Raw genomic sequence first — 11,805 nt, forward strand, 5'->3', positions numbered from 1 at the left:
CCTTTGTTTCCTTGTTCCCTTCTCCTCCTCTTTCTCCTCTGCGTTCTCTGCGCCTCTGCGGTTCGTTTCTCTTCCCAGCTGCGTCGAATTCGGTACAAAAAACCCCGCAGGTAAAGACTGTTCCACCACCGGATGACGTCCATCCACAATCATAATTTCTCGTCCTTCCACCATTTGGGGACGACAATACCCTTGATAAACCGCCAACTCAGCCAAACCACACAACACATCCGCCGCCGCTACCGCACGAGAGATATTGCGAATAATTTCTGCTTGTGCGCCCACTTCTTCGCGCAACGCCACAAAAATCTCATATTCCAACTGATTCAAATCATCTCGCGCCGTGAGAATCCGCGCTTCCCGTTCCTTCAACTCTGGCGTGATGTAACGCTCCTCATTCACCAGCGTTTGCTTGCGTATATAATTAGACGGCACTTGGTCAGCTTTTGCACGAGAAATGCTGATGTAATAACCAAAAGTTTTGTTAAATCCCACTTTCAGCGTCGGAATTCCCGTCTTTGCTCTCTCGTCAACTTCCAAATTGGCAATCCATTTTTGGTCATCTTCCACAGTCGCACGTCTCTCGTCCAATTGAGCATTCACCCCAGGGCGAATCAACCCGCCTTCTTTGATATGTATAGGTGGTGACTCCACCAGATGAGCGCGAATTTTCTGTGCCAATTCTTCTAAAACAGGTGGTACCTTCTGCAATGCTTTCAGAAATGGAGAATGAGCACTACCCACCAAGCGAGATAATTCCGGTAAACGAGAGAGTGAGTCTGCCAAAGCAACTAAATCCCTTGCATGAGCAGTACCAGAACCAGCGCGTCCCGTCAACCGTTCTAAGTCATAAATTTGACGTAACAACTGCCGTAGTTCTTGACGGAGAGTTGTATTTTCTACCAATTCTTGGATAGTGTCTTGCCGAGAACGAATACCCTTAACATCAAGTAACGGTTGCAATAACCACCGTCGTAACGCACGACTGCCCATCGCTGTACTAGTTCTATCCAAAGCCCACAGCAAGGAGCCGACAAAACTACCATCGCGGACTGTTTGCGTAATTTCTAGGTTACGTCGAGTTTGATAATCAACAATTAAAAAGTCAGTGAGAGTATAGGTGCGTAACAACTGTAGGGGAATCGCGTTTTCTTTTTGTGTATCTTCTAAATATTCCAGCAACCCACCTGCAGCGCGGACGGCTAGGGGGAGTTGGTCACAGCCAAGTCCTTCTAGGGAGCGTACCTTAAATTTTTGTAGCAATCTTGCTCTGGCTTCTGCTTGAGAGAAGGGAATTTGCGATCGCAAACAATAACAAAAAGACGGTGGCAAACATTCAGGTAAATGTTCCGATTTTTCTCCTGCACGCAGCAGTAAACTTCTCAAGTCTGGTGCGTTCGTCGGAACAAGCACTTCCGCAGGTTGCAACCGCATCAGTTCCTGTGTCAAATGTTCTAAATTGCTACCTTGCGTAGTGAGGAATTCACCAGTAGAAATATCTGCATAAGCCAAACCCCAATGCTCAAGAGCCATGACCACAGCCGCAAGGTAATTATTGCGACTGGATTTGAGCATTCCTTCCTCTAGCAAAGTTCCAGGGGTGAGGATACGGGTAACCTCCCGGCGCACCAATCGACCAGCCGCTTCAGCAGCATCTTCCACTTGGTCGCAAATCACAACCGCATACCCTTTTTCCACCAACTGCGTCGCGTGGCGTTCCCAAGCGTGATGCGGTACACCACTCATCGCCACTCGTCCTACGTCGCCTACAAGCTTGCTGGTGAGGGAGAGTTCTAATTCCTGCGCCAAAGTCACAGCATCTTCAAAATAACATTCAAAGAAATCTCCCACTCGATACAGTAGCATCGCGTGAGGATACTTATCCTTGATATCCACATAATGCTGGAACATTTGAGTCAGCTTACTGCGATCCACTAGCCGATGATCGGCGTGAGGCGCAGTTGGGTTACTGGGTTGGGTTGTTTGGGATGCAGAGTAAGAAGCGCTCATCGATGTCTACCAATACACATGACAACCTGCCAATATCCGATGATACCTTGATATCGAGGATACTCTCAAATTGTTCAAGGTTTTTAACTCTTCGACGACTTTGCCTAGGAATCTGGATAGAAACTGTTAATTCTTAACACTCCCCACGGCTATAGCAATCCTAGATGATTTGTAAAAAAAGAATTTGATGAAATTAACCGCAGAGGCGCAGAGGAGCCAGCGCCGTGCGGGGGTTCCCCAACGCCAGACGCCATAGGAGGGTTTCCCTCCTATGGCACAAAGTGCCACGCTGCGCGAACAGCGCTGGCTCCCGTTGAGGCGTCTGGCGTGGCGCAGAGAAAGAGAAGAGAGAATTTTATGAATGATTTAGGATTGCTATATCAAAACAAGGCGTTAGCTCGTTTTGACTTAAAGCTGGGGGATTCTTGGCGGGGGCGTCGGAACTTGCGAGGGACTGGCTTGCGGCTATTATAGCGATACTCAATTTCCTTCCTACAACTGACAAATTGCTTTCAGAACTTGTAACAATAAGATTGAACGCTGTCTTTCCATCAAATTTAATTCTGGCATCAAGTGATAAGTTGGAAGATGTCCCTGTTGGATATTGACAAACTGATAACTTCTTCCATTGGTTGTCAAACCCCAAACTGATTCTTGATGCTCTAAACTTTTATAAGCGTATGTCAGCAGTTGAGGCAATCCTGTTGATATATCAATCTGACTATTTTTAGATTCAATTAATAATACCCAAAAAAATGCATTAACTTTTGTACGTTTCGCTTTGGTAATAGCTAAGATATCGAACCTACCTTTAATTTTTGTATCTTCATCTTCAATTTCTATATCAGCTATATCCTCTTCCAGAAGAATCTCTATAGGATAGCGGTAAAAACCAGCCAACCTCATCAAAGGAGCAAGTACAAGAAACTTTACCTGTCCTTCGGAAACTTTGCCAGTGGTGAGATATCTATCAAAGTCATTCCGAATTTGCTCAAGTTCCTGTTGTTCGTCTTGTGTTATGGGTTCTAGCGATAACAGTGGAGTGAATGAGTCAGTGTACTGTTTTTGGAAGCCTAAAAGGCGCTGAACATCTTCCAATGATAAATTGCTAGCTTTGAGGATTGTCATAGTTATGTTGTGCGTGTTGTGAAGACTTATTTTCCTCTCAATTTTATAGCAACCAGACTTTTAATAGTTATCAAGCAAGCGCAGTATCAGTTCCATCCCTTGGTGAATGATCGGTTCACTACTCGAAACATTCACGCATTATAAACTTAAAAGAAAAATATTTTTTTAACAAAAGAACTCAGGAATCAGTCGCCAGAAATCAGAATGGATTTCTGTGCGACTGGCGGTGATTCGGGGGTTTAAATACCAATACATTTGATTCTGTCTCCTGAATTCTGTTAGCGTAGCGGGACGCAGTCCATTCTGACTTCTTTTTTAAGCTTAGATCCAAAGCGCTTTGCTGAGAACGCGATCGCACGCAGTGCCCGCCCCTTTGGGGCGATGCTCCAGCAGGGGGCCTTACCATTGGTGATCGCGATTATGTAAGCGCAAAGCCCAGCAATCAGGCGTGATTCGCGCGTGTCTAGTGGAGGAGATACGCGCTTCGCCATGTGGGCATACTTTGAATTAAGCGCAGCGAATGGCAAGTTGAAATCTTCCAACGCGAAAGATTTCTGTCCGCAGCACGCTTCTGTAGGACTGGTTTCACCGGCTGTCTGGTAACTGTTCACTGATTTTAGAGAAATTTCTAAATTTCAGATTTTTCTTTGCGGAATGCACTAATCAAGCAGTGATTCTAAGGATACAAACACATTGAGGAATGACAATGACCTTTACAAATGAAGCTGCTTCTGCCCAACTTAACAAGCCTGTTCTCAAAGAAGGTTCCAAGGGTGACGCTGTTAAAGAATTACAAAAACTGTTATTAAAATGGGGTGCTTTTGTATCTCTCGATAACAACGGTGCTTGTGTATTTCCTGGTGAAGAAGTTATTGACGGTGTATTTGGTCCCAAGACAAAAAATGCGGTTATATTCTTCCAAGGTAAGGTGTTTCTTGTACAAGATGGAATTGTTGCAGATAAAACTTGGCGAGCACTTTTTAAAAATGCACCAGTTGATATGCCTATCCTCAAGAAAGATAGCAAGGGAGAACTTGTAAAGAAGGTTCAAGAAAGACTGGAGATCGGCGACTACTACAACGGTAAAATTGACGGCGATTTTGGTAACAGTACAGAAAAAGCAGTCAAAGCTTTGCAAAAGCACACAGGGTTACCTGTGGATGGAGTTATTGGCGATCGCACCTGGTTTGAGGTAAGCCAGATTAATACAATTTTCTGTTAATTCATTCGCGCTCAAAGACCCTGTTTCTTTGATAAACAGGGTCTTTTTGATTGTTTAACTTCTAGGAACTAACACCAAGTTTGTACAACCCGACCTGTCAATTGCTGTCCCAGCCAAAATGTATTACTAGAAAGTGTATGTAAATTTTGCTTTTCGACTTTCCAGTTTTGCTGCGGATCAAATAAAGTGAGTTCCGCTTTTTGATCTGGCGCAATCACACTTATTTTCTGTTGTAAACACTCCGTCGGACGAGTACTAAGAGCTTTCCACAATTCTAATGCTGTAAATTCTCCTGTCTCTACTAGATGCTGCCATAAAAGGGGTAATGCTAACTCATAACCAATTGCCCCTGGTGGTGCTTCGGCAAAGGCAACGGTTTTTTCTTCGTAGGTGTACGGTCTGTGGTCTATGGCTATTGCATCTATAACACCCGTCCGTACTGCCTGCCGTAACGCTGCTACGTCATTAGCAGTCCCCAAAGGTGGTTCTAAACGGAGGCTTGTATTATAGCTTTTCAGTGCTTGCATGTCAAGTAAAAGATGCATCCAAGTGGTACTGACGGTAATCGGTAGACCTCTCGCTTTGGCTGATGCAATCAGTTCGACACTGCGAGCAGTGGAAACACGCATGATATGTACTGGCGTACTTGTGGCGGTGACTAATTCCAACAAAGCGGCGATCGCGGAGGTTTCCGCGCTAGAAGGTATAAAAGGCAGCCCAAAACGGATAGCATCTGGACCTTCCCGGATGACGCCATTTCCCATCAGTTGGCGATCGCAACACCAAAATGCGACTGGTTTCCTCAAAGGTTGGATATATTCCAACACCCGACGCACCAACCCAAAATTTTCCCAAGGCTGACTATCAGTAAAGCCAACCACTCCAACTGCTGCTAAGTCTACCAATTCAGTCATCTGCTTACCAGCAATATCCAAACTGATTGCACCCCAAACATTGAGCAGGGGAGCTGTTGAGCTCTTGAGCAGGGGAGAAGAATGAAAACTCGCTTGTGCCCCTGTGTTTTTTTGCAACTGTACCGCCACAGCGGGATGATCAATGACTGGGGATGTATCGGGTAAGATACTAATTCGTGTAAAGCCGCCAGCAGCAGCAGCTTGCAAGAGAGACGAGAGGGTTTCACGTTCTTCAAACCCAGGTTCTCCAGAGTGACTATACAAATCTACCAACCCTGGTCCTAAAACCAATCCATGACAATCCCGGACATCAGTGTCATTTGGCATATCAGAAATGTGATTCATCACAGACCTGATATAACCATCCTCAATGAGCACATCAGCAATTTGGTCAGTTCCAGAAACAGGGTCAATAACCCTTACTTGTTGTAGCAGTTCACTTGTCATTTTCGCTATCAACCATCAGCTATTAGCTATCAGCTTTTTAACTTTTATATATTGTTAAGTGGGAGTTTGTGTTACCTAACCCTAGAATCAACTAGCGACTAAAGGCTGACAGCTAATCAAAAGACGCTACAATGCCCCAGCCGCTGTTTTATCGAGCACACCACCACCCAAGTGAGTCGTAATATTCATAGCTTGCAGTACTGGTAAACCACCCGCTTCCAAGGGATAGTCGATAACGCTGACTGCACCATTACCCTGGCGGAAATTCCAAAACTGTTCTGATGATAAACCTAGAACGTGACAAAGCAAAGTTTTATTAGTCGCATCATGAGCAACGACTAAGCCAGTTTTGAGTTGCTTTGCCAATGCAGTTTGGACAATGGACTCCCACGCTGCGACACTACGTTCCCACACTTGCTGCAAATTTTCTCCTTCTGGCATTTGGACTTGTCCTGGGACTGTTCGCCAGCGATGCAACTCTCCTGGGAATTCCTGTTCTATTTCTTTTTCTAATTTTCCTTCCCAAAGTCCGTGACTAATTTCCCTTAAACCATCCTGCAATTCCAAATTTACATCAGTATGGTACTGCAAAATAATTTCTGCAGTTTCTTTTGGACGCACCATTGTGCTACTGACTGCAAAATCAATTGCTATATCTTTGAGAAATTGAGCAGCTTTTTGTGCTTGCTGTCTACCATTGTCGTTGAGAGGGACATCAATTTGTCCCTGAAATCTGGTTTGGCGGTTCCACTCGGTTTCTCCGTGACGCACCAGTAACAACCTTACACCATTGTGATTTGGACGTAAGGAGGGGAGAATTTCGCCTAGATGTTGTGTCTGATTCAGAGATTCTAGTTGAACTGGTTCTCCCAATCCTCCAGAAAAATTAAGTACACTGATGCAACAGTTAGATTGTTGTATGGAATGGTAGCGTTCTGGAGAGATTCCTAGCGCAGTGCCTAAAAGAGCACGATTAATGCCATTGTGCCCCACGATAAGTATTGTTTCGCCTCGATGGCGCAGTAAAACTTCTTGCCAAAATTGGCGCGCCTGTTCATACAAAGCCAGAACAGGAAAATGTTCTCTTGTTTGCTCACCATCTTTTACAGACATCCGCAGTAGATGAGGACTCACCTGCCAAATGCGGTAGTCTTCGCGAAACTTCTCCTTAACTTCAGCAGAGAGCATTCCTTGCCATAAAGGGAGATCAATTTCCAGCAACTGTTCAGAAGTTTGGGGAACAGCAGACTGCTGAGCATGAATTGTTAGTTCATGATGGATAATCTCTGCTGTGTCTTTTGCACGTTGCAAAGGACTGCTGTATATTGCGTTAAATAGTATATTACTGAGGGTTTTACCTACAAGACTTGAATCACTACGACCTTTTTCAGTTAACTTGGAAGCATCCGAGCGACCTTGTATGCGCTTTTCGGTATTATAAGTACTTTGACCGTGGCGCACAATAATTACACGAGTCACGTTTTACCCTCCTGTATCTCAAGGACTCATTCTACTGCAAAGTGTTAGCAGATTGACCCTTGCGACTACCCCAATACCTCAGTTCTAAAACGAACAACCCTCCAGAGAGCTAGGCATTTTCGCCCAAAATCTGGAGGGTATTTGAGTTTTTGGCATTTTTTTGGTTTTTGGAGATTTGCGCGAATCTAGCAAAAATTAGCTTATCGTTTCTGCCTGTTGCTATCTCTATTCAAGTCAAATTGGACTTGCACTCCATCATTGCTGTAGAACGACTCATCTCCTTGGGGAAAAATCACATTATTTGGAGTTGTGATTGGTTCTCTGCGGCGTAATTCGATTTGATCACCAAGTTCCAAAACTTCAACCTCAGATGTGCTTTCTTGATAATTTCTTCGTGGAACATTATTTTGAGAATTTCGTTCTGCAAAAAACCTTGCGAAATCGTCCTTGGCTGTTCTACCTATGCCAGTTAAAGAATCCCCTTGAATTGTGTAATTTCCAGTTTTTGAGTTTGGTGCAACTGATGACTGTGCGTGAACTTTGCTTTGTAATCCAGCAATGGCTGCTACTATAGCCAAGGCGGCAAATATCTTAGAGTTCATTGTTTTTCCCCAAATTTTATATTATTTTTAGGACAAGATTGTATAACAAAGCTTTTTTACTCTGATTATAGAGTAAACTTGACAAACAAAAGGTACTGAAAGATACACTTGTTAAAGTTGATCAAATGCAGTTATGACCAGAAAGCTGAACGAAAGTACGACATTTTTCATGGTTTCTGGTTGAGAACGCATTACGGTTCTTGACAGTTTTCTCTTAAAGTTTCCTGCTCAATTGAGTTAGATCGCTAGTTTTCATCATTGCTGTTATCTCCAATGACAAATCAATAACTACTTTTATAGGTTATTAAATATTTGTAAATTTTTCATCTCATTTGAGAGATATGTCTACAAGCATAGTTGAGATTTGCTGGGATTTACTGGTTTCCAAAGCGAATCAATAACGCCAACACTATAGCGGTTCTCGTTTGAGTCACATACACCATGCTATGTAGAGACCGTACAGTAAGGTCTCTACTGTTTTGGTTGACGTAAAAATGAGTCGATACAAGCATTCTCGCCTTAATTTTGCGCTTGAATGATATAGTACGAAAAAAAAACCAGTAATGCCTTTTAATACCCAACTGCTACCCCGCATCAATGCTAAATCAATGCGGGAAAATGGTAAACAATATTACGTGGATACTCAGGGAAATCGCTTCCCTAGTGTGACGACAATACTTAACGCCACCAAACCGCAAGAAGACCGTGAGCGGCTGTTAAATTGGAAAGCACGTGTTGGAAGTGAAGAAGCTACCCGAATTACAACAGGAGCTAGTCGTCGAGGAACGCAAACACACAAACAAATTGAACGTTATCTACTCGGAGAAAATCCTGCTTGTTCTGAAGCCAGTCGTCCTTATTGGGAAAGTATCAAACCTGTTTTAGAAGAAATTGATACAGTCAAACTTGTAGAAGGCTCAGTCTTTCACTACAACATGAGCTATTCCGGCAAAGTAGATTGTGTCGCAAGTTACAAAGGTATACCCTGCATTTGCGAGTGGAAAACAGCAGACAAACCTAAAGGTTCAGTTGAGCGTTTATATGAACATCCCTTGCAATTAACAGCTTATTTAGGAGCAGTTAACCAGTGTTATCAAGAATATGATATTGAAGTGAATCACGCCCTGTTGGTTGTAGCAATACCAGACACAGAAGCTGAGGTATTTTGGTTTGAGCCAGAAGTCATGAAAGATTACTGGATGCAGTGGGAACAACGAGTTGCTGAGTTTTGGAAACGTAGAAACACTTGGGGTTGGTAATGGGGCGAAAACCTGAAACGCGAAAATTGGACAATAATTACGAAGCAATCCAGACATTGTCCAATTTTATCTAAGTGTTGTAGAGCAGTTTATGCATTAACTACACAACGAAACCCAATATGAGACGTTGAAGTATCTACTGTTTCTGGATGACGCGCGGCTGGTCGATAACGCTGACAGTAGTTAGGTGCACACAGAAAGGAACCACCTTTGAGTACCTTTCTAGGTATTTGGGATGGTGTATTTGGATCAAGGCTCTCTTGTTGGGTTCCGCCTCTGGGGTTGACTGGAATACAGCAAGATTTTGTCTTGTTTTCCGGGTGAGAATCTCGATACCAGTCAGTTGTCCACTCCCAAACGTTGCCTATCATATCGTACAAACCATAACCATTTGCAGGATACGAGCCGACAGATTCTGCCCCAGGAGAGCGCGACTTTAGATTTTGCCAAGGAAACTCACCTTCCCAAGTGTTAGCCATCCGCCTACCTTTGGGAGCAAATTCATTTCCCCAAGAGTAGACAGCACCCTCCAGCCCACCGCGAGCCGCAAATTCCCACTGTGCTTCCGTTGGCAACAATTTGCCTGCCCAAGCTGCGTAAGCTTCAGCATCTTCATAGGCAATATGTACCACAGGATAATTTTCTCGCCCTTTGATAGAACTTCCAGGTCCTGTTGGATGTCGCCAGTTTGCACCCGGTACATAAACCCACCAGCTACAAGTTTGTAAATGAACTGGATGTTTCGGCTGCTGAAATACAGCTGAGCCTGGTACTAAGAGTTCCGGTATAGCTCCAGGATAATCTTCTGGCTTTGGTGGACGTTCTGCCACTGTCACGTAACCAGTTGCTTTGACAAAACGTTGAAACTGTTTGTTAGTAACAGCATAGCGATCCATCCAAAACCCATCTACACGGACAAGATGGGCTGGACTTTCCTCTGGGTAATGGTGGTCGGACCCGATCACAAAAGCACCACCAGGTATCCAGACCATGTCTTTATCGGGTGCTTTACCAGGACGCTTGATCGCGATTTGCCTGTCAGATTTACCAGATGAAACCTCTTGATGTACTGTTGTACGTTCCTGCATGAATGACTTTTCCTTATGCTGGGTAAGGTAAGACTTGCCCGTTCCATTCCTCAAAGCGATCGCGCAACCGCTGCAATACTTTAGGATTGTTATCCTTGAGGTCAGTTTGTTCGCCTTCGTCATTGGCAAGATCAAACAGATATTCCTTCTCTCCCTGACGCAAGTACTTCCAATCCCCACTTCGGACTGCTGCTTGAAGTTGCCCTGAATTCCCACCAACATTAGATTTATAGCGCCAGAACAGCGTTCGAGGAGAAACGGGTTTTCTGCCCAGAAGAACTGGAAGCAAATTCTGACCATCAAGTGGATAGTTTGGGTCGGGTGAAGTACCTGTTGCTGCCAGAATTGTTGCTGTCAAGTCGAAAGTAATGATGACTTGGCTGTTCACTTGGTTTGGTTGAATCACTCCGGGCCAGCGAATAAAAGTGGGGACTCGCAAACCACCTTCATACAAACTGCCCTTTTTCCCTTGAAAAGGTCCAATATCAGAGTACCTCTCACCCCCGTTATCACTGACAAAAATGACTATGGTGTTATCAGCCTGCCCAGAATCTTTTAAAGCTTGCAAGACTCTACCAACTCCGTCGTCCAAACTTTTTAGGATCGCAGCGTAAGTTTCTGGTGAACCTCCGGCTGTGAAAGCATTTGAATTGTAGAAAGTTCGACTCAACTCTTCATCTTCTGGTCCTTCCCAGGGCCAATGGGGCGCATTGTAATGAAGACTCAGGTAAAACGGTTGATTGCGGGGTCTAGTGAGGAATTCAACAGCACGTTCAGTGTACAAGTCTGTAGCGTAGCCTGGTTTATCTACACGCACCTCACCTTCATAGAAGTCAAGTTCTCCATCTAGACCTTTGTGGGTAAAGTAGTCGATCGCCCCACTATAATTTCCAAAAAACTCATCAAAACCACTCTTAAGTGGACTGTAATCTGGAAGAAAACCAGCGTGCCATTTACCAACCAATGCTGTTTGATAACCATTAGCTTTCAAAAGGGAAGCGATTGTTGGCTGTTGAGGCGGTAATCCTACAGTGTCACTTTCAACTAGGGGTTCTTGAAGACCAACTGGCAATCGCGCTGGATAACGACCTGTAAAAAAGCCAATCCGTGTTGGTGTGCAAACAGTTTGTGCCGCATAGGCATTGGTGAAGCGTGTACCTTCCTTTGCCAACTGGTCTAAATTTGGCGTTTGATAGGTTTTTCCATAAATACTAAGGTCGCCCCAGCCCAAGTCATCCGTCAAAATGAACAGTATGTTTGGACGCTTTCGTTTGGCGGCGACTGCTTCAAAAACGCTTGAGCCTCCTAATGTCAAAATTGTGCTAGCAAGTGCAGTCCCCACAAACTGACGACGACTAATTGCTGGTAGTTTGCGTTTATTCATTGATTTCTCCTGATGACTTTTTGATTACCTACGTTAAGCATGGTGATTCGAGCCTGAGTGATGAAACTTCAGACTTGTTGGACACACATTTGTGACAAGCGGCTGAAAATTGGTTGGTGCTATATCCCGGACTATACTACGGTAAACTTATCTTGTAACAGTATCTTTACTACAGACATAATTGCACATATAGGATACGTGAAGCAAGTATTTTTCTAACAAATTGTGTGGGAAATGGCAGAAAAATAAATAAGTAGCCCTCGCTCCTGCTT

The 11,805-nt window shown here is 44.1% G+C and carries 9 protein-coding genes; 2 read left to right on the forward strand and 7 right to left on the reverse strand.

Annotated features, from left to right (window positions below):
* On the reverse strand, positions 1–2,010 hold a 2,010-nt coding region (mutS, locus tag DP116_RS04780; RefSeq protein WP_246275486.1), incomplete at its 3' end, for a DNA mismatch repair protein MutS.
* Between the two features lie 492 nt (positions 2,011–2,502).
* A complete protein-coding gene (locus DP116_RS04785) occupies positions 2,503–3,138 on the reverse strand; it encodes a restriction endonuclease subunit R (RefSeq protein ID WP_169154083.1) in 636 nt (211 codons plus the stop codon).
* Between the two features lie 706 nt (positions 3,139–3,844).
* Between DP116_RS04785 and DP116_RS04790 the strand changes: the two genes are divergently transcribed.
* Complete coding sequence (locus tag DP116_RS04790; protein WP_339381621.1) at positions 3,845–4,360, forward strand: peptidoglycan-binding domain-containing protein; 516 nt, start codon at positions 3,845–3,847, stop codon at positions 4,358–4,360.
* A gap of 68 nt (positions 4,361–4,428) precedes the next feature.
* On the opposite strand, the gene DP116_RS04795 is transcribed toward DP116_RS04790, so the two are convergent.
* The 3 genes from DP116_RS04795 to DP116_RS04805 all read right to left on the reverse strand — a co-directional run bounded on the left by DP116_RS04795 (position 4,429) and on the right by DP116_RS04805 (position 7,802).
* Complete coding sequence (locus DP116_RS04795) at positions 4,429–5,721, reverse strand: dihydroorotase (RefSeq protein ID WP_169154085.1); 1,293 nt, start codon at positions 5,719–5,721, stop codon at positions 4,429–4,431.
* A 126-nt stretch (positions 5,722–5,847) separates the two neighbouring features.
* Positions 5,848–7,200 carry a histidine phosphatase family protein gene (locus DP116_RS04800; RefSeq protein ID WP_169154086.1) on the reverse strand — a complete coding sequence of 451 codons (1,353 nt, stop codon included), beginning with the start codon at positions 7,198–7,200 and terminating at the stop codon, positions 5,848–5,850.
* Between the two features lie 200 nt (positions 7,201–7,400).
* Positions 7,401–7,802 (reverse strand): hypothetical protein, encoded by a 402-nt coding sequence (locus DP116_RS04805; protein ID WP_169154087.1) that lies wholly within the window; start codon positions 7,800–7,802, stop codon positions 7,401–7,403.
* A gap of 563 nt (positions 7,803–8,365) precedes the next feature.
* Between DP116_RS04805 and DP116_RS04810 the strand changes: the two genes are divergently transcribed.
* Complete coding sequence (locus tag DP116_RS04810; RefSeq protein WP_169154088.1) at positions 8,366–9,061, forward strand: PD-(D/E)XK nuclease family protein; 696 nt, start codon at positions 8,366–8,368, stop codon at positions 9,059–9,061.
* Positions 9,062–9,150: 89 nt separating this feature from the next.
* Here the strand turns inward: DP116_RS04810 and DP116_RS04815 are convergent, their stop codons facing one another.
* Positions 9,151–10,149 carry a formylglycine-generating enzyme family protein gene (locus DP116_RS04815; protein ID WP_169154089.1) on the reverse strand — a complete coding sequence of 333 codons (999 nt, stop codon included), beginning with the start codon at positions 10,147–10,149 and terminating at the stop codon, positions 9,151–9,153.
* Between the two features lie 13 nt (positions 10,150–10,162).
* On the reverse strand, positions 10,163–11,533 hold the full coding sequence (locus tag DP116_RS04820; RefSeq protein WP_169154090.1) for a sulfatase: 1,371 nt from the start codon (positions 11,531–11,533) through the stop codon (positions 10,163–10,165).
* Positions 11,534–11,805: the final 272 nt, after the last annotated feature.

The sequence above is a fragment of the Brasilonema bromeliae SPC951 genome (assembly GCF_012912135.1).
GTDB lineage: Bacteria > Cyanobacteriota > Cyanobacteriia > Cyanobacteriales > Nostocaceae > Brasilonema > Brasilonema bromeliae.